The sequence below is a fragment of the Pseudomonas sp. FW300-N1A1 genome, assembly GCF_058789115.1.
In genome coordinates this window covers 43,296-61,829 of sequence record NZ_JBYTBK010000010.1, presented here as the reverse complement: position 1 = coordinate 61,829, position 18,534 = coordinate 43,296, and the positions used below count along the sequence as shown (strand labels likewise).

Below are 18,534 nucleotides of genomic sequence, written 5' to 3'. Positions count from 1 at the left end.
AACGTCTCGATACGAAGGCCCGCATTGTTCCAGCCCTTGAGGGTTTTGGGAACCCGCGCAGGTCGGGCGGTCAGTGCTTTGAAGCATGGAGTTTCAGGGTTCAGTGGCCATTTCCCGAATGCCCGCCGACGTGACTGTCCGGGGCCGAGGCTTTCGCCTCGTGGGCGGCTTTCCCGCCCTCTTCGCCAGCGCTGGCGCTTTGCGCTTTTTCGGCCCCTACCCTGGCTTTTTCGGCGGTTTTACGCAACTGATCAACAGCCTGCAGGTTGGCCTTGCGCACACTGTCGACGAAGCCCTGGAACGGCAGATCAGTGATCCCGACCAGTCCGAAATGACCGTTCTCACCATCCAGCAGACGACCGGTCACCGGCTGGTCCAGGTACTGGAACCAGTGCACGCCGACAATCGATGGCTCGCTCACCGCCTGCTTGACGAAGTTGGCGTAGGCCGGACCACGATCCTCTTCCCTGGCCACCTCAGTGACACCCGCCCAGAACGGTCCGCGATCGCGTGAGCCGAAGTTGAATTCGGTGACCAGCACCGGCTTGTCCAGCGCCTGGAGTTGGGCGAAGTCATAACCCTCCTGTGGCTTGAGCGTGTACAGGTTGAAACTCAGCACATCGCAATATTGCGCACAGGCGCCCACGGCCTCTGGTGTGCTGATGGCAAACCGCCCCCCCAGCAACAGATGGTTGGGGGCATGCCATTTCAGCGAGTCGGAAATGGTCTTGAAGTAGGTATCGGCGAAAACCTTCTGGAAGTATTTGAAATCGGCTTCGATTTCCGGGTATTCAGCACTTGGCAGCGGCGGCACGAACCCCGGGTCTTCCATCAGCTCCCAGGCTGGCAGGTCAATGCCCCAGGCCTTGGAAAGCCCCGCCTGATTACGGTATTTGTCGCGCAATTGCTTGAGAAACGCCCGTTTGGCCGGTACGTCGGTGGTCATTTTCAACGTACCGTAGGCCAGGGCATAACGGGCCTTCGGGTCATCGCCGGGACCTGCCCAGGCCAGTTCGTTGTCGGCAAAGTAGCCGATCAGCCACGGATCGTCGCGATGATCACGGGCGGCAATGGCAACGGCACGCTCGGTGGCCATGGCAAAGCGCGGGTCGAACGGATCAGGCATGCCGCCCCACCAGTCGTTGCCAGTGCTGATGCTGGTGTAATCGCCAACGATCGACAACGGCAAGGTGTAGGGCACACGGTCGTTCAGGCCAAGCGCGGGAGCGCTCCAGTTCCCCAAGGTGTTGAAACCCCAGGCCTGCAGGCGGTCGAGGGTGTGGCCGGCCCAGCGCTTTTCATCGAAGGCAGAAGGCACGCAAGGTGCGGCACTGGCGTCGGCCGTGGCCTCATCGACTGTGGCAGCCGTCGCAACGACACACGGCTGGCCATAGGTACGCTGCAGGTTGGCGCCATAGAAGTCGTACCAACGGCCGGCATTGAACCCACGGCCCTGGTCGGCACCGTTACCGCCACGGTTATCACCTTCTCCATAGTAACGGGCCAACGGCTCGTCGTTTGTCGGCAGCGACTGGAACATCCCTTCACGCCCGGCGACGTAAGTCCGGGCGGCATCCGCGGTGACGGTGTTGACCCCCAGGGAATAGAACGGATGACCTTCCGGTGTCACCAGATACCAGCGACCATCACGCTTTTCAGTGCGGAAAAAGCCACTGGCCTTGAAGGCCGGGCCCTTGCTCCAGCCGCCGAACGTGTCCAGGGACGCACGCCCGCGCTCTGCCAGCCAGGCGTTCAGTTGCTGCTGTTCTTTATTGGCCGCGGTCTTGAGCTGATCGTCAGTGGCCACTTTCTCCGGCCACTTTGCCCGGCTGGACTGGCCATAGGCATCGACCAACGAGCCATAGACAGCACGGGTCACCGCTTCGCCATCCTGCACGCCAAAGCGCTCAAGCATGATGCTCTGGGCGACTTTCGGATGATCCATCGACAGCGTGACCGAGACCACCTGGCTGCGATCCAGCTGCCCTTCGCTGCTGGCCAGCAATATCCGCTGGCCATCCACCATCATTGGCATGGGCGGCCCGGCTTTCATCCCCTGGCTCAGTGGCGAGCTGGGTGTCAGCGGTACCAGCAATGTTTGCGCAGGCCCCGCCGGCAGGTCGACGCGGCTGACCAGGACTTTGCCGTCACTGCTCTGGATCTTCACGTAGAGCGTGACCGCCCAGTTCATCGCACTCTGCAGGCGCAGGCTCATGACCCCGGACTGCGACCAGTCCCAGGCACCGGTTTGCGGCGTCAGGCGTAGGCTCGGTTGCGCCACCGGGTTGAACGTCACCCGACGCAGCACTTCACCCTCGGCTGTTTGCTCCGCATTGGATTGCGGCAGGCTGGCATCCTGCGTCGCCACCTGGACGACGTCGGCGGGCCGAACAAAGTTGAACAGCGTCTGTTGCCCGGCGGGTGCCGCGAGCAGCGGCGCGGCAAACATCAGGGCAAAAACAGCGGGTAACGTGCGGCGAATCATATGAACCAGGTTCTCCCTAGGGCCAGTGTGCAATCGGTGATAGGGGATAGACAACGCGGCGGGCGATTTCGCCCACCGTGAGTCAAGATATTTCGCGACGGAACGGCGGCAACGCGTTGAGGATCGCTTTGCCGTAGCGCTGCGTGACCAGGCGCCGGTCAAGCAGGGTGATGGTGCCGCGGTCTTCTTCGGTACGCAGCAAGCGCCCGCAGGCCTGGACCAGTTTGAGCGAGGCGTCGGGCACCGAGATTTCCATGAACGGATTGCCGCCCCGGGCCTCGATCCATTCCGCCAGCGCGGCTTCAACCGGATCATCGGGTACCGAGAACGGGATCTTGGCGATCACCACGTGCTCGCAGTAGGCACCCGGCAAGTCGACACCTTCGGCGAAACTGGCCAGCCCGAACAACACGCTGGAGTCCCCGCCATCGACTCGCGCCTTGTGCTTGTTCAAGGTTTCCTGTTTCGACAGGTTGCCCTGGATGAACACTTGCTTGCGCCAATCCCGATCCAGCCCGTCGAATACGTCCTGCATCTGTTTGCGCGAAGAAAACAGCACCAGGGTGCCGCGCGAACCTTCCACCAGTTCCGGCAGGTCACGAATGATCGCCGCCGTATGGGCGGGGGCGTCGCGAGGATCGGCCCGCAAATCCGGCACCCGCAACACACCGGCGTCAGCATGCAGGAAGGGGCTTGGCACCACGGCCGTCACGGCTTTCTTCGGCAAGCCGGCACGCATGCGGAAACGGTCGAACGTGCCGAGGGCCGTCAGGGTCGCCGAAGTGACCAGTGCGCCATAGGCCACATTCCACAGGTTGCGACGCAGCATTTCTGCGGCAAGGATCGGGCTGGCGTTGACCTCGATGTCGAACAGCGAACCGCTTTCGGCCAGGGTCAGCCAACGCGCCATCGGCGGGTTGTCTTCCGGGTCTTCCGCAGTGAATGCCGTCCACAATTCCCAATTGCCCTGGGAGCGGGACAACAGGCTGCCAAACAGCGGGTACCATTCCTCCGCCTGGTTACTGGCGATGCCGATGTTGACCTCGCCATCCATGCCTTCTTTCAGCAAATCCGTGAGCCGGGTAAAGAGGTCCGTCAGGCGCGAAAAGCCTTTCTTCAGCTCGATACCCATCTCGCGCATGTGTTCGGGAACCACTCCGCCCACGAAACGGTGACGTGGACGTTCCCGGCCTTCGACATCTTCGCCGGGCTTGAAGTCAGCCACTTGTTCGCAGGCGCTGAACATGAACTGCTGCTGGGTCTTGATCTCCCGCGCCAGCTCGGGCACCTGCTCGATGAACTTGCCTAGGTCGCCGGGCAACGGGTGCTGGGCCAGCAGTTTGGTGAGGTTCTTGGCGGTTTGTTCCAGCCAGTCCGCGGTAGAACGCAGGCGCGTGTAATGGGCGAAGTGGCCGATGGCCTTGTCAGGCAAGTGGTGACCTTCGTCGAACACATAGAGTGTGTCACGGGGATCCGGCAGCACCGCACCACCGCCGAGCGCCAGGTCGGCCAGGACCATGTCGTGGTTGGTGACGATCACATCTACCTTGCCCATGCCTTCGCGGGCCTTGTAGAACGCGCACTGGCCGAAGTTGGGGCAATGCCGGTTGGTGCACTGGCTGTGATCGGTGGTCAGGCGCGCCCAGTCGGCATCTTCCAGGGCGTTGGGCCAGCTGTCGCGGTCGCCATCCCATTTATTGCCGGCGAGCTTCTCGATCATGCTGGTGAACAGCTTCTGACTGGCCTCATCGACCTCGATCTTGAAGCCTTCCTCTTCGAAAAGTTGCGCGGTGGCGGTTTGGGCGTGGCCTTCCTGCAGCAGCATATCGAGCTTGGAAAGGCACATGTAGCGTCCACGACCCTTGGCCAGCGCAAAGCTGAAGTTCAGCCCGCTGTTGCGCATCAGGTCCGGCAGGTCCTTGTAGACGATCTGCTCTTGCAGGGCGACGGTCGCGGTGGCAATCACCAGGCGTTTACCGGCGGCCTTGGCAGTCGGGATCGCCGCCAGACTGTAGGCCACGGTCTTGCCGGTACCGGTGCCGGCTTCCACCGCCACGACAGCGGGGTCGCCACTGCGCCGGCCTTCGTCGTCGGTGTCGATGTCCCCCAGGACTTTCGCCACTTCGGCGATCATCAGGCGTTGGCCGTAACGCGGTTTCAGGCTCTTGGCTTCGAGAAAACGCGAGTAGGCGCCCTGGATCGTGGTTTTGAGTTCAGTGCTGATCATGGATTGTCGGGCGCAAAAAACGCTGGATAAATTTTCAGTGGTTCGGTTCGGTCGCTATCATACCCCGCTAATGAATCCCGCGCAGAACGGAGTACCCCAATGACACCTTTCGCTATCATTTATACCTTCCATGTACTGGCTGCAACGATCTGGGTGGGCGGCATGTTTTTCGCCTGGATGGTCCTGCGCCCGGCAGCCGTAAAAACACTGGAAGGCCCGGCCCGGCTGAAACTGTGGATAGACGTGTTTCAACGCTTTTTTGTCTGGGTCTGGATCGCGGTGGTGATCCTGCCGGTCAGCGGAGTGGGGATGATTCACCTGCACTTCAGCGGCTTTGAAACCGCGCCACGGTATGTGCAGATCATGATGGGCCTGTACCTGGTGATGGCCGCCCTGTTCATCCGCATTCAAGCCTTGCAACTTCCACACTTGCGCGAAGCCGTGCTGGCCGAGGACTGGCCGACCGGCGCCGCGACCCTTGGCAGCATTCGCCGCCTGGTAGGAATCAATCTGCTGCTGGGACTACTACTGGTAGCCATCGCCGCCGCGCGGCCGATGTTCTAACAACTTCGCTGACAACCCACCACCACCACCACCACCACCACTCAACAGGCCGAGCGTTAGCTCGCCTGCCGCCCTTGATCTTGATCTTGCTTTGGCTCTGGCTCTGGCTCTGGCTTTTGATCTTGATCCACCCGCCCCATCGGCAGGCCGAGCGCAGGCGTTCATCAGGGGAATGGCGCGCAGCGCCCCTCGACGCAGTCGAGGACATCGCATGGAGGTCGAGCGAAGCCGACCGGAGGGCGATGCCCCCTGAGGAATGCCGGAGTCGAGGGAACCCCGAGCCTCGGCGAGGGGCCGGACGCTCGGGGCGAGACCTTTGGTTACTTTGGGGCGTTTGCCAAAGTGACCCGCCGTAAGGGCGGAACCATAAGTAGCCATGACCGCAGCAAAGGATATGTACACCGCACCCGCAAGAGAATGGTTGACTGCCAGGCCGCCTTCGCGAGCAAGCCCGCCCCCACAGAAAATCGGGGGCCATACCAATCAAAGCAGATTTACAGCCGCTGAACCGTCACCGAACCCGGCGCACCAGCCGGCCCAGGCTGCCCCGGTGCACCGGCCCGCCCACTCTTGCCGCCATCGGCGCGATAAACGAAGCACCCCTTGGCCTTGCCACCCGCCCCCGGCATACCACCGGCCCCCGCCACGCCACCGACGCCACCCTCGACCAGCACCTTGATCTGCTGCTCCGGATAATCACGCGGCAACTCCACGCGCACCAACGCGCCCGGGGCACCGGCACGACCATCGCCACCGTTATCGCCATCGGCACCTCGCCCCGCCTCCCCCCAAGTACAACCCGGCTCCTGACCATTGCCGCCATCAAGCCCCACGTAACCTGGCGCCCCCGCGCCACCACGGGCATCGATCGACAACTCGGGTGCATTGAGCGAGGCAATCCGCAGATTCAGGTTGCGCCCCGCACGTGCGGCCTTGAGGTAGGTGCCAGGCGCACCGCGGGACGTTATCTGGCTACCTGTGTCCAACTGCGCACGACTGACCTTCAATTGCAGGCTCTGCTCACCGGGAACAATGGCGATCCGCGCCTCGCGCCCCAGATGCAGTTCGCCCACATTCAGCTCAGTGACATTCGAAGGGATCAGCAACGTACCGTAATCCGCCACCTCCAGCCGCTCCAGCTGCAAAACGCTGGTGGTAGTGGGCAGGCGCACCAGCGAATGGGTTTCGACCGTGACCACCTGCGCCATCGCCAGCGGACTGACCAACGCGGCCAGCAAACAGAATTTACGCATGGGAGGCCTCCGTTGCGTCAGACATTGCGATGGTCTGCACATGAAAGATGCCGACCACCAGGACCTGCAAACGATCACGCCACCGGTGAGGCCGATTTTTCAGGTTGCGGTTGAACAGCACCAGTTCCAGAAGATGGGTCAGCAGCAACAGGCTACCCACCAGATTGACCATCAAATGAATCGGATTGGTGAACGGCTGGATCAGATTGATCAGCACCACCAGCCAGAACATCAGGGTCAACCACTTCCCCAGTCCCCAAAACACTTTCATACGCGCCCCTGTGGATCATTATTCTTTGCGCGCACAGTAACGACTTCCACGAGGAGTACGCCAGAGGCCAGTGAAAATTCTTCTTGAGCCCGCTACCGGGCTATCGGTCCGACGAGAATAGCCGGTCCGGCAGCGGTTGGTCAGTGTCCGATCACCAGTTCCACCCGGCGGTTTTTCGCCCGCCCTTCTTCGGTGGCGTTGTCGGCCACCGGCTGGCTTTCCCCCACGCCCAGGCTGGTCACTTTGTCTGGCGCCAGGCCCTGTTCCAGCAGAAATGCGGCCACACTGCTGGCACGCATCTCGGAAAGTCCCTGGTTATAAGCGTCCGCCCCTTGGCTATCGGTGTGACCGACCACCTTGATACTCGCCACGTCGGCCTTTTTCAGCTTACCCATCAGCGCCATCAGTTGTTCGTTGGCAGCCGGTGTCAGCTCGGTCGAGCCGGAGGCGAACAGCACATTGCCTTGATCGCTGAGGGTGATGACTTCATCTTGAGGCGCCTCGACCGGCTTGACGCTGGCCGGGTACTGGGGAATCGGGCAACCCCTGTTGTCGACCGGGGTACTGGCGGGAGTGTCGGGGCAATGATCACGGCGGTCGAACACGCCGTCTTCATCGTCGTCGCCATCCTGTGCGTAGCAAATCAAGCCACCGGTCAACAGGCCGAGTGCCGCACCGCCCCCTGCCCAGCTCGCACTTTCAATGGCACCCAGACCGCCGCCCACCAGGCCACCGATCAAGCTGCAGATCGGCCAGTTACCTTGATTGAGGGGGGCAGTGCCATCGCTGTGTGTGGCGCAACCTGTCAACAGGCTGCCGAGCAGAAGAGCCGGCATTGCGGCTCGCAGGCGAACACTCATGGTGATTGCTCCTGTGTCACCGGCCCATACCGGTCACACAGGAGTAAAGACCCGCCTCCGCGACTGCACAAGGCACGGAGGCGAGAGGGTCTAACGGTTGATTTTGATTTCGGTACGACGGTTCATCGAACGGCCGTCAGCGGTTGAGTTGTCGGCCACTGGCTGGCTTTCCCCGGCGCCGCTCACCGAAACGAAACTGGCCCGTGGTACGCCCTCTTCGATGAGGTATTCGACCACCGAACGCGCACGCTTTTCCGAAAGTGACTGGTTATAGGCATCGCTGCCGACACTGTCGGTATGTCCGGTCACGCTCAACCGGGCGGAAGGCGCTTCCTGTTTCAGGCGGGTGGCAATGGTTTCAAGCTTGGCTTTGTCGGCTTCGGTCAGTTTGGCCGAGTCGAAGCTGAAATTCACATCACGGATAACGATGGTTTCTTCCTTGATCACCACGACCTCTTCAACCACGGGAGCCGGTGGAGGGCAACCATCTGCATCGACCTGCGTACCTTTCGGTGTGCCAGGGCACTTGTCACGACTGTCCAGAACACCATCGCCATCTTCGTCACCGTCGCCATGAACCCAGCAATAGGCGGCTGCCAGACTCCCCACGATCAGCGCGCCGCTGCCGGCCCAGGCCGCGCTCTCCGTCGCGCCGAGACCGGCACCCACAACGCCACCGACCAGACCACAGGTCGGCCAGTCTGTTTTCTGCAAACCTGCGCAACCAGTCAACACACTGGTTAGCAGAACCAAGGGTAATGCTGTCCGAACTATGCTCATCGAGTTATCTCCTGAGGGATCGGCTTACGACCGATTCATGGAGTAAAGACCCGGGTTTTAATATCCGCCAGCACTAGGCCACCTCTGTTTCACCCCGTAATCACTGGCTCTGCAAACCTGATGCGCAATCAGGCGCTAGGCCCGAGCGCTCCGGCAGGCTAGTCTCTGCAGTTCTGATTGAGGATCTTCGATGACCGCAGGCATTTCTTCGCGCACACCCCAGCAAGCCCTCGCCGCCCTGCTCGATCGCTATGCGCCGCAGCGACTGCTGCTGATCGGCGCCAGTGACTTCCCGGCACTGCAGGCATTCAGGCAGGCACACCCCGAGACCCGGATCGACCAGGCAGCACCGGGAGCTCTGCCACCAGAACTGGCGGCACAACGTTTCGACCTGGCGCTGGCACTCGATTGCCTTGAGCACCTGCCCAAGCGCGATGGCCTGAATCTGCTCGGCGGGATCCGCAACCTCAACGCCAGCCGCATCGCCGTGCTCGCGGACCTGAATGCCTGTGGCTGGCAGGAAACCGACTTCTATTCCCTGGCCCTGCAAGCCAGCGAACGCTTCCAGCGCGACGAACAGGTATTGACCCTGTTCACCTACGATCTGCTTGACTACAAGCAAGTGCCCGACTGGCTCAACTCACGATTCTGGGCCAACCCGGAAAACTTCGGAAAATACTGGTGGTAACACAATGAGCACATCCATTTGCCCCTGCGGCAGCGGCACGCCGCTCGATGCCTGTTGCGGCCATTACCACACAGGCCACCCCGCGCCCTGCGCCGAGGCCTTGATGCGCTCGCGCTACAGCGCCTATGTGCTGGGCCTGGTCGACTATCTGGTCGCCACCACCCTGCCGGCTCAACAGCCAGGCCTGGATCGCCAGTCGATCAGTGACTGGAGCGCGCAGAGCACTTGGTTGGGCCTGGAGGTAGAAAGCTCGGAAGTCTTCGGCGGCCAGCCTGAACACGCGTTTGTCACCTTCACCGCGCGCTGGCACGACAGCACCGGCGAACACAGTCACCGCGAACGCTCCTCCTTTGTGCAAAACACCGGGCACTGGTACTTCATCGACCCGACCGTACCGCTCAGGATCGGGCGAAACGATGCCTGTCCCTGCGGCAGCGGGCAGAAGTTCAAAAAGTGTTGCGCGGGGTATTTCGCGTAGCGGCCTGAATCTTCCAGTGTGTAGAAAGGAGCCACACCATGCCCGGCCAATGGCGCGCACTGCAGATACTCACCTTGCTGATGGCCCTGGGCCTCGGCGGTTGCGTCTCCTGGTTCACCGACGACGACCTTGAGCCCCAGGTGCATCTGCTCAAGGTCGAAGTGGTGAGGGCCAAACTGCTCGAACAGAAATTCATGCTGCATTTTCGTGTCGACAACCCCAACGACTCCAGCCTGACGGTTCGCGGACTGGAGTACCGCATTCACTTGAGCCAGTTCCTGCTGACCGAAGGTGAGTCCAGCGAATGGTTCAGGGTCGACCCCAACAGCAGTGCCTACTTTGAAGTGCCGATTCGCACCAACCTCTGGCAACACCTGCGCGAGGTGGTGAAATTGCTGAAAAAACCCGATCAACCTATCCCTTATCGCCTTGAAGGCGAACTGAAAACCGGATTATTCATCGGCAATGACGTGCACCTGTCGCGTTATGGCGAGATAATTTCCGGCGATTTTATTCCGGAGTAACCTCGATGACCCAGCAACCTCATGTCCATGGCCCTGACTGCAACCACGATCATGACCATCACGACCACCATGATCACGACCATGGCCATGTACACGGCCCCCATTGCGGCCACGCTCACCAGGAGCCGGTGCGCAACGCGTTGAAAGACGTCGGCCGCAACGACCCTTGCCCATGCGGCAACGGCAAGAAGTTCAAGAAGTGCCACGGCGCTTGATGCATTAGTCTTCTGCTGGATCGCGGACATTGGGCCGCGATCCCAGAATCCCGACCAGGGAAATGACCGTGGCGTACTCGCCATGCAGGTTACCCAGTGACATGGCATGCACCTCCCGGGCCGAATGCGGGTTGCCGAAGAAGTCCGCTTTATCGAAGGTGTAGCAGGCATCTTCCACGACCCAGGTTGCAAACCCCAGATTACCGGCCGTCCGCGCCGTAGCCTCCACCGAGTTGTGGGTTGCCACACCGACAATGACCAATTGCTCGACCTGCGCCTCGCGCAAATCAAGGGCAAGCGTCGTCCCGCAGAAGGCATCCGGCACCTGCTTCTGGATCACCCGCTCCCCCGCCTGAGGCTCAAAACGCTCCTGAAACTCGACCCCCGACTGCCCTGGCCAGAACACGGAGTCCGGTTCGCGGGACAGGTGTTGAACATGGATTACCGGTCGGGCCAATCGCCGCCACTCGGCCAACAGGTGCGCCATACAGTCTTCCGCTTGCGGGTTATTGCGTGGCCCGAGCCTGGGGTGATGAATGCCTTTTTGTTGATCGATCAGAATCAGCGTTGCGTTTGCCTGAAACTCCATGGCGAATGTTCCCTCATAGCGGTCATCGGATTCTGCCTACTTGAGCATCACCGGTTCCGCCAGGCAAGCCTCGGACGACTGGCCATCGACTGCAAATCCACTGATTTATCGGACAAACCTTGAAATAAGATCGGCCCCCGCTTGCGCGGCTCCCGGCCGCTCACTAACGTAGCGCCTTTATTGGTACTACCCCCCTGCAGGAGCTTTGCCATGGCCTCGCCAGCCCTTACATCTTTTCTTCCCCGGTTCGGCGTTGCCGCAGCTGTAGCCAGTGTGCTCAGCCTCTCAGGGTGCCAGACCTGGAACGCCCAGGACACGTTGCCACCGAACTCCGGCGTGCAACCGCTCAAGGGGCTGGCACAGAACGTCTCCGTACGACGTAATGCCATGGGCATGCCATTGATTGAAAGCAGCACCTTCCACGACGCGCTGTTCACCCTCGGTTACGTACACGCCAGTGACCGCATCAACCAGATGGTCACCCTGCGTTTGCTGGCCCAGGGGCGCTTGTCGGAAATGTCCGGGGCACAGATGCTGGACGCTGACCGCTACATGCGCGCGGTCAATCTCAAGAAAAACGCCGACGAACTCTATAAAGCCTCCTCCCCACGCCTCAAACGCTTCTTTGAAGTCTATGCACGCGGGGTCAACGCCTACCTGTTCCGGTATCGCGACAAACTGCCAGCGGACCTGGCGGCCACGGGCTACAAGCCGGAATACTGGAAAGCCGAGGATTCGGCGCTGATTTTCTGCCTGCTCAATTTCAGCCAGTCGGCCAACCTGCCGCAGGAAATAAACGCGCTGGTCATGGCACAACACATCACGACCGACAAACTGGCGTGGCTGTCGCCGTCCTACCCGGACGAGCAGCTGCCGCAGGCCGAAACGGAAAAACTTCAGGGCGTGAAGCTCAATGGCGCGATCCCGGGCCTGGCCGACCTGGCGAAAGCCGGCGAGCAACTGGCCGGATTGAATCCACTGGGCACCACCGCCTCGAACAACTGGGCCATTGCCCCACAACGCAGCCGCAGCGGCAAGAGCCTGCTGGCCAGCGACAGCCAGTTCCCGATTGGCGCGCCCTCGCTGTGGAGCCCTGTACAGATCCGTGCGCCGAAGTACCAGGCTGCCGGGATCACCATTGCCGGCTTGCCGATGATCCTGTCCGGCTTCAATGGCAAGGTGGCCTGGAGCATGACGGCGGTCATGGGTGACAACCAGGACCTGTTCCTGGAAAAACTCAAGCGCCAGGGCTCTGGCCTGGTTTACGAAGTAGCAGGCAAATGGCAACCGGTGATGGTTCGCAATGAAACCTACCTCGTCAAAGGACAGCGGCCGATTCGCGAAGCCGTGTACGAAACCCGTCACGGCGCGCTGCTCAACAGCGCCCAAGGCAGCGCACTGGGCAATGGCCTCGGCGTGGCCCTGCAGATGCCTGAATTCAAGGATGACCGGAGCCTGGACGCGTTCTTCGACCTGTCCCGTGCACAGAGTGTGGAAAAGGCCTCGGATGCCAGCCGTGAAATCCGTGCCATTGCCCTGAACATGCTGTTCGCCGACGCCAGCAACATTGGCTGGCAAGTCACCGGCCGCTTCCCGAACCGTCGTGAAGGCGAAGGCCTGCTGCCATCGCCCGGCTGGGAGGGGCGTTACGACTGGGACGGCTATGCCGACCCGATGCTCCACCCCTACGACCAGGATCCGGCCCAAGGCTGGCTCGGCACCGCGAACCAGCGGATCATCCCCCACGGTTATGGCATGCAGCTGTCCAATTCGTGGGCGGCACCCGAGCGCGGCGAGCGTATCGCCGAACTGGCGGGTGCCGGCAAACACGACAGTCGCAGCATGATTGCCATGCAGTACGACCAGACCACCCTGTTCGCCGCCAAACTGAAAAAGATGTTTGAAGCCCCCGGCATGTCGCAACCGCTGAAACAGGCGATCTCGGCCCTGCCAGGCCTCGAAGCCGGCAAAGCGCGCGAAGCGTTCAGCCGCCTGATGGCATTCGATGGCAAGCTCAGCCCGACGTCGACCGACGCGGCGATCTATGAGCTGTTCCTGCAGGAAAGCATGAAGCAGGTGTTCCTCGACGAACTGGGACCGGACTCCAGCCCGACCTGGAAAGCGTTCGTTGCCAACGGCACCTTGTCCTACTCGGCCCAGGCCGACCATTTGCTCGGCCGTGAAGACAGCCCGTTCTGGGATGACACACGCACAGCGCAAAAAGAAGACAAGCCAGCGATACTCGCCCGTAGCCTGGCGGCGGCGATCACCGCTGGCGAGAGCCAGATAGGTGGCGATCGCAAAGCCTGGCAGTGGGGCAAGCTGCACCGCTACGAATGGAAAAACACCCGCGGCCAGACAGTACGCGGGGCCATGGCGGCCGGGGGCGACCACACGACACTGAATGCAGCAGCCTACACCTGGGGCCAGGACTTCAATGCCACGCGGGTGCCGGTCATGCGCTTGATTGTCGACTTCGGCCAGGCCGAACCGCTGATGGTTCAAAACGGCACAGGTCAATCCGGTAACCCGGCCAGCGCGAACTACCTCAACGGTATCGAGCCTTGGCTCAAGGGCCAATACCAAGGCCTGCCGCTACAACCGCAGAACTTCGACAAGGTGTATGGAAAGACTCGATTGACCCTGATCCCGGGTAAATAATCGGGTCGAGACTGAGGGTGTCTGGAAACAGGCCCCCTCATGCAGATTGCCCAGTGTGGGTGCGGTAAACCCGTCACGCCCGTTTTTGGGGCACGAAGCCTGACCAGACGCTTCTTGAATCAACTTTTAAAACGCTTGTTCGGGACTCTGGTTCGGAAATTGCTACTTTCATAATGTCTTACGCTTTCCAGTAACAATAATTACGCGCCACAAGCGCTCATATTGCTTCTTAAGGATTGAATAATGAAAAAAGCATTGCTGACCCTTTCTGCACTGGCCTTGTGCATGGCTGTAGGCTCCGCGCTGGCCAAGGAATACAAGGAACTGCGTTTTGGCGTCGATCCTTCCTATGCGCCGTTCGAGTCCAAAGCCGCCGATGGCAACCTGGTGGGCTTCGATATCGATCTGGGCAATGCAATCTGCGCCGAACTGAAGGTCAAGTGCAAATGGGTCGAAAGTGACTTCGACGGCATGATTCCGGGCCTCAAGGCCAATAAATTCGACGGTGTGATCTCCTCGATGACCGTGACGCCAGCCCGTGAGAAAGTCATCGACTTCTCCAACGAGCTGTTCTCCGGCCCTACCTCCTTCGTGTTCAAGAAAGGTTCCGGGCTGACCGAGGACACTGCGTCCCTCAAGGGTAAGACCGTGGGTTACGAACAAGGCACCATTCAGGAAGCCTACGCCAAGGCCGTGCTGGACAAGGCCGGGGTGAAAACCCAGGCCTATGCCAACCAGGACCAGGTTTATGCGGACCTGACGTCCGGTCGCCTCGACGCGTCGATCCAGGACATGCTGCAAGCCGAACTGGGCTTCCTGAAGTCGCCACAAGGCGCTGACTTCGAAGTCAGCAAGCCTGTCGAAAGCGAGTTGTTGCCCTCCAAGACCGCGATCGGTATCTCGAAAGGTAACAAAGAGCTGAAGGCGCTTTTGGATAAAGGTATCAAAGCGTTACACGACGATGGCACTTACGCCACCATTCAAAAGAAACACTTCGGTGATCTGAATCTGTACAGCGGCAAATAATGCCCGGTGCCCATCTTCGTGATGGGCGCCTTTTCTACACCATCAGGTCGCTGATTTTATGTTTGAGCAACTCCTGCAAGACCTGGGGCTCTCTGCCTTCAGCTTGAAGGGCTTCGGCCCACTGCTGATGCAAGGCACCTGGATGACCATCAAATTGTCGGTGTTGTCGCTGCTGGTGGCGGTGTTACTTGGCCTGCTGGGCGCCAGCGCCAAACTTTCCGCTTCCAGGCTGCTGCGGATACCGGCCCAGTGCTACACCACACTGATTCGCGGGGTACCGGACCTGGTACTGATGCTGCTGATTTTCTACAGCCTGCAAACCTGGCTGACATCCTTTACCGACTTCATGGAATGGGAATATATCGAAATCAACCCGTTCAGCGCCGGGGTCATCACCCTGGGCTTCATCTACGGCGCCTACTTCACCGAAACCTTTCGCGGCGCGATCATTGCCGTGCCCCGTGGCCAGGTCGAAGCAGCCACCGCCTATGGCCTCAAACGCGGCCAGCGCTTTCGCTTCGTGGTGTTCCCGCAAATGATGCGCTTTGCCCTGCCGGGTATCGGCAACAACTGGATGGTAATGCTCAAGGCCACTGCACTGGTGTCGATCATCGGCTTGGCCGATCTGGTCAAGGCCGCCCAGGACGCTGGTAAAAGCACCTATCAACTGTTTTATTTCCTGGTGCTCGCGGCCTTGATCTACCTGGTGATCACCAGCGTGTCGAACATTGTCCTGCGCAGGCTTGAACGCCGTTATGCCGCAGGTAGCAGGGAGGCCGTACGATGATCGAACTTCTGCAGGAGTACTGGCGGCCGTTCCTCTATAGCGACGGCTACCACATCACCGGCCTGGCCATGACGATGTGGCTGCTCAGCGCCTCGATCTTCATCGGCTTCGTGGTATCGATCCCGCTGTCGATTGCCCGGGTTTCTCCGCATTTCTACATCCGCTGGCCGGTGCAGTTCTACACCTACCTGTTCCGCGGGACGCCACTCTATATCCAGCTGCTGATCTGCTACACCGGGATCTACAGCCTGGCGGCGATCCGCGCGCAGCCGGTGCTGGATGCATTCTTTCGCGATGCGATGAATTGCACCATCCTGGCGTTTGCCCTGAACACCTGTGCCTACACCACGGAGATTTTTGCCGGGGCGATTCGCAGCATGGCCCACGGTGAAGTCGAAGCCGCCAAGGCCTACGGCCTGACCGGCTGGAAGCTGTATGCCTACGTAATCATGCCATCTGCCCTGCGTCGTTCGCTGCCGTACTACAGCAACGAAGTGATCCTGATGCTGCACTCGACCACCGTAGCCTTTACCGCAACCATCCCCGACGTACTGAAAGTCGCGCGCGACGCCAACTCGGCGACCTTCATGACCTTCCAGTCGTTCGGCATCGCTGCGTTGATTTACCTGACCGTTACCTTTGCGCTGGTCGGCCTGTTCCGACTGGCCGAACGCCGCTGGCTGGCGTTCCTTGGGCCGACTCACTAGGACTTTCTGCACATGCGCCACCAGATTCATGACTTGCTGGCCCCATTGCCGGGCACCACGCGACAGATCCATAGCTTCCACTTCGGCCCGACGCAGGGCCAAGGCAAGATCTACATCCAGTCCTCGCTGCACGCCGACGAACTGCCCGGCATGCTGGTGGCCTGGCACCTCAAGCTGCGCCTGGCGGAACTTGAAGCCGCCGGTCGCCTGCGCAGCGAAATCGTGCTGGTACCCGTCGCCAACCCGATTGGCCTGGAACAGGTGCTGATGGACGTGCCGCTCGGGCGTTACGAGCTGGAAAGCGGACAGAACTTCAACCGCTGGTTCGTCGACCTGAGCGAAGAGATCGGCAACGAGATCGAAGGCCGGCTGAGCGATGACCCGCAACACAACCTGGCACTGATCCGCAGCCACCTGCGCAGTGCGCTGGCGCGGCAGACCGCCAGCACCCAACTGCAATCCCAGCGCCTGGCCCTGCAGACACTGGCGTGTGACGCGGACATGGTGTTGGACCTGCATTGTGATTTCGAAGCGGTCACGCACCTGTACACCACCCCTGACGCCTGGCCCCGGGTCGAACCCCTGGCACGCTACATTGGCGCCGAGGCCAGCCTGCTGGCCACCGACTCGGGCGGCCAGTCGTTCGACGAATGCTTCACATTGCTCTGGTGGCAACTGCAGGAGCGTTTCGGCGAGCACTTCGACATTCCGATGGGCAGTTTCTCGGTCACCGTAGAGCTGCGCGGCCAAGGTGACGTCAACCATCCCCTGGCTAGCCTGGACAGCCAGGCGCTGATCGACTATCTGACACACTATGGCGCGATTGAAGGCCAGGCCCCGCCCTTGCCGGAGCTGTCCTACCCGGCCACTCCGCTCGCCGGCGTAGAGCCGGTGACCACGCCGATTGGCGGCTTGCTGGTGTACCACGTGCTACCGGGTGAATACCTGCAGGCGGGGCAATTGATCGCTGAGATCATTGATCCGATCAGTGACCGGGTCACACCGGTTCACTGCACCAACGCCGGCCTGCTGTACGCCCGCTCCACGCGACGCATGGCCACGGCCGGCATGGTGATTGCCCATGTTGCAGGCCTTGAAGCGTATCGCACCGGCTACCTACTTTCGCCTTGAGGATGTTTGCCCCATGTACAAACTGACCATTGAAGGCCTGCACAAGAGTTACGGCAGCCATGAAGTACTCAAGGGCGTTTCGCTCAAGGCCAAGACCGGTGATGTGATCAGCCTGATCGGCGCCAGCGGCTCGGGCAAGAGTACCTTCCTGCGCTGTATCAACTTTCTCGAGACTCCCAACGACGGCGCCATGAGCATGGACGGCCAGGCCATCCGCATGATCAAGGATCACCACGGCATGCGCGTGGCGGACGAAGCCGAACTGCAACGACTGCGTACCCGGCTGGCCATGGTGTTCCAGCACTTCAACCTGTGGAGCCACATGACCGTGCTGGAAAACATCACCATGGCCCCGCGCCGGGTGCTGGGCGTGAGCAAAAAGGAGGCTGAAGAGCGTGCTCGCCGCTATCTGGACAAGGTCGGCCTGGCGACACGGGTGGCGGACCAGTACCCGGCGTTCCTCTCCGGTGGCCAGCAACAGCGCGTGGCCATTGCCCGTGCGCTGGCGATGGAACCGGAAATCATGCTGTTCGATGAACCGACCTCGGCCCTGGACCCGGAACTGGTCGGCGAGGTACTCAAGGTGATCCAGGGCCTGGCGGAAGAAGGCCGGACCATGATCATGGTCACCCACGAAATGAGCTTCGCGCGCAAAGTGTCCAACCAGGTGCTGTTTCTGCACCAGGGGTTGGTGGAAGAGGAAGGGACACCCGAGGATGTACTGGGCAACCCGAAGAGCGAACGCCTGAAACAGTTCCTCAGTGGCAATCTGAAGTAGCTGGAAACGGGAGCCGGCCTGGCTGGCTCCCACAACCATCCCGGGTCAGGTGACTGCTTCGTGCTCCAGCCTGAAGCTGCCATTTTCTACCACGATGCCGTTGGCATCCGTCCCAGTGAAACGCCCGTCGAACTGCGCGTCCCCGCCTACCGTCAGCTCCAGAGTGCCCAGCGGATAAAGCTCCGCTTCAGTGCTTCCAGTCACATGGATAACCGAAGGCAGGCCGAGCTGAAGCTGAAAGATGCCCGTCTCGATTTCCGCGGGCAAATACACCAGAAATGCTTCCCCCTGGTCATTGCTCGCCTCGATGCAATGAACACCTTCGCGGACGAAATAGTGCACACCCGTTGCCACATGAAACGCTTGACGACCACCGGCCGTGATCAAATCAGCACTGAAATGGCCCGATCGATTTGAACTCATCAGAAATTCCTTTTTCATTTTCAGGGATAACGGCCCAGCCCCAGCCTTTTACACAAGCAGGCACGACGAGCCGGCCGCGATCAAAGC

The 18,534-nt window shown here is 60.7% G+C and carries 19 protein-coding genes; 11 read left to right on the top strand and 8 right to left on the bottom strand.

All coding sequences use genetic code 11. The features are described from left to right. Positions 1 to 100: 100 nt before the first annotated feature. Together AC3WQN_RS09690 and dinG are read right to left on the bottom strand one after the other, a co-directional pair. The gene (locus tag AC3WQN_RS09690; RefSeq protein WP_103400280.1) at positions 101 to 2,485 is read right to left on the bottom strand and encodes a beta-agarase; all 2,385 of its coding nucleotides are present in this window, start codon (positions 2,483 to 2,485) and stop codon (positions 101 to 103) included. An 82-nt stretch (positions 2,486 to 2,567) separates the two neighbouring features. Next, positions 2,568 to 4,712 (bottom strand): ATP-dependent DNA helicase DinG, encoded by a 2,145-nt coding sequence (dinG, locus tag AC3WQN_RS09685; protein ID WP_103400281.1) that lies wholly within the window; start codon positions 4,710 to 4,712, stop codon positions 2,568 to 2,570. A gap of 99 nt (positions 4,713 to 4,811) precedes the next feature. Here dinG and AC3WQN_RS09680 point away from each other — a divergent pair, with 99 nt between their 5' ends. Continuing rightward, positions 4,812 to 5,276 (top strand): CopD family protein, encoded by a 465-nt coding sequence (locus tag AC3WQN_RS09680; protein ID WP_103400282.1) that lies wholly within the window; start codon positions 4,812 to 4,814, stop codon positions 5,274 to 5,276. Positions 5,277 to 5,770: 494 nt separating this feature from the next. On the opposite strand, the gene AC3WQN_RS09675 is transcribed toward AC3WQN_RS09680, so the two are convergent. The 4 genes from AC3WQN_RS09675 to AC3WQN_RS09660 all read right to left on the bottom strand — a co-directional run bounded on the left by AC3WQN_RS09675 (position 5,771) and on the right by AC3WQN_RS09660 (position 8,440). Next, positions 5,771 to 6,529 (bottom strand): collagen-like protein, encoded by a 759-nt coding sequence (locus AC3WQN_RS09675; RefSeq protein ID WP_492589136.1) that lies wholly within the window; start codon positions 6,527 to 6,529, stop codon positions 5,771 to 5,773. Further along, complete coding sequence (locus AC3WQN_RS09670) at positions 6,522 to 6,800, bottom strand: DUF1145 domain-containing protein (protein ID WP_103402075.1); 279 nt, start codon at positions 6,798 to 6,800, stop codon at positions 6,522 to 6,524. Before AC3WQN_RS09670 ends, AC3WQN_RS09675 begins: the two co-directional genes overlap by 8 nt. A 140-nt stretch (positions 6,801 to 6,940) precedes the next feature. Next, a complete protein-coding gene (locus AC3WQN_RS09665) occupies positions 6,941 to 7,660 on the bottom strand; it encodes a PA1041 family peptidoglycan-binding anchor lipoprotein (protein ID WP_103402076.1) in 720 nt (239 codons plus the stop codon). Positions 7,661 to 7,750: 90 nt separating this feature from the next. Beyond that, positions 7,751 to 8,440 carry a PA1041 family peptidoglycan-binding anchor lipoprotein gene (locus tag AC3WQN_RS09660; protein WP_103402077.1) on the bottom strand — a complete coding sequence of 230 codons (690 nt, stop codon included), beginning with the start codon at positions 8,438 to 8,440 and terminating at the stop codon, positions 7,751 to 7,753. 190 nt (positions 8,441 to 8,630) lie between these two features. Between AC3WQN_RS09660 and AC3WQN_RS09655 the strand changes: the two genes are divergently transcribed. The 4 genes from AC3WQN_RS09655 to AC3WQN_RS09640 are packed head-to-tail and all read left to right on the top strand — an operon-like array spanning position 8,631 to position 10,345. Then, positions 8,631 to 9,128 carry a DUF6231 family protein gene (locus AC3WQN_RS09655; protein ID WP_103402078.1) on the top strand — a complete coding sequence of 166 codons (498 nt, stop codon included), beginning with the start codon at positions 8,631 to 8,633 and terminating at the stop codon, positions 9,126 to 9,128. Between the two features lie 4 nt (positions 9,129 to 9,132). Next, positions 9,133 to 9,606, top strand: a complete 474-nt coding sequence (locus AC3WQN_RS09650; RefSeq protein WP_103402079.1) for a YchJ family protein — start codon at positions 9,133 to 9,135, stop codon at positions 9,604 to 9,606. A gap of 38 nt (positions 9,607 to 9,644) precedes the next feature. Next, positions 9,645 to 10,130, top strand: a complete 486-nt coding sequence (locus AC3WQN_RS09645; protein ID WP_103402080.1) for an LEA/WHy family protein — start codon at positions 9,645 to 9,647, stop codon at positions 10,128 to 10,130. 5 nt (positions 10,131 to 10,135) lie between these two features. Beyond that, on the top strand, positions 10,136 to 10,345 hold the full coding sequence (locus AC3WQN_RS09640) for an SEC-C metal-binding domain-containing protein (protein ID WP_095077415.1): 210 nt from the start codon (positions 10,136 to 10,138) through the stop codon (positions 10,343 to 10,345). A 4-nt stretch (positions 10,346 to 10,349) separates the two neighbouring features. Here AC3WQN_RS09640 and AC3WQN_RS09635 read toward each other — a convergent pair whose 3' ends face one another. Next, positions 10,350 to 10,934 carry a cysteine hydrolase family protein gene (locus AC3WQN_RS09635; protein WP_103402081.1) on the bottom strand — a complete coding sequence of 195 codons (585 nt, stop codon included), beginning with the start codon at positions 10,932 to 10,934 and terminating at the stop codon, positions 10,350 to 10,352. 210 nt (positions 10,935 to 11,144) lie between these two features. On the opposite strand from AC3WQN_RS09635, the gene AC3WQN_RS09630 reads away from it, so the two are divergent. The 6 genes from AC3WQN_RS09630 to AC3WQN_RS09605 all read left to right on the top strand — a co-directional run bounded on the left by AC3WQN_RS09630 (position 11,145) and on the right by AC3WQN_RS09605 (position 18,024). Further along, positions 11,145 to 13,595, top strand: coding sequence for a penicillin acylase family protein (locus AC3WQN_RS09630; RefSeq protein ID WP_103402082.1), 2,451 nt, complete (start codon positions 11,145 to 11,147; stop codon positions 13,593 to 13,595). Positions 13,596 to 13,838: 243 nt separating this feature from the next. Continuing rightward, positions 13,839 to 14,621, top strand: coding sequence for a transporter substrate-binding domain-containing protein (locus tag AC3WQN_RS09625; RefSeq protein ID WP_103402083.1), 783 nt, complete (start codon positions 13,839 to 13,841; stop codon positions 14,619 to 14,621). A 58-nt stretch (positions 14,622 to 14,679) separates the two neighbouring features. Then, positions 14,680 to 15,408, top strand: coding sequence for an ABC transporter permease (locus tag AC3WQN_RS09620; RefSeq protein ID WP_103402084.1), 729 nt, complete (start codon positions 14,680 to 14,682; stop codon positions 15,406 to 15,408). Beyond that, positions 15,405 to 16,115: an ABC transporter permease gene (locus tag AC3WQN_RS09615; protein ID WP_095146777.1), complete on the top strand. Its 711-nt coding sequence runs from the start codon at positions 15,405 to 15,407 to the stop codon at positions 16,113 to 16,115. Before AC3WQN_RS09620 ends, AC3WQN_RS09615 begins: the two co-directional genes overlap by 4 nt. A gap of 12 nt (positions 16,116 to 16,127) precedes the next feature. Beyond that, positions 16,128 to 17,246: a succinylglutamate desuccinylase/aspartoacylase family protein gene (locus tag AC3WQN_RS09610; RefSeq protein WP_103402085.1), complete on the top strand. Its 1,119-nt coding sequence runs from the start codon at positions 16,128 to 16,130 to the stop codon at positions 17,244 to 17,246. A gap of 13 nt (positions 17,247 to 17,259) precedes the next feature. Further along, on the top strand, positions 17,260 to 18,024 hold the full coding sequence (locus AC3WQN_RS09605) for an ABC transporter ATP-binding protein (protein WP_103402086.1): 765 nt from the start codon (positions 17,260 to 17,262) through the stop codon (positions 18,022 to 18,024). 45 nt (positions 18,025 to 18,069) lie between these two features. Here AC3WQN_RS09605 and AC3WQN_RS09600 read toward each other — a convergent pair whose 3' ends face one another. Then, the gene (locus AC3WQN_RS09600; RefSeq protein WP_256587347.1) at positions 18,070 to 18,447 is read right to left on the bottom strand and encodes a hypothetical protein; all 378 of its coding nucleotides are present in this window, start codon (positions 18,445 to 18,447) and stop codon (positions 18,070 to 18,072) included. Between the last annotated feature and the right edge of the window lie 87 nt (positions 18,448 to 18,534).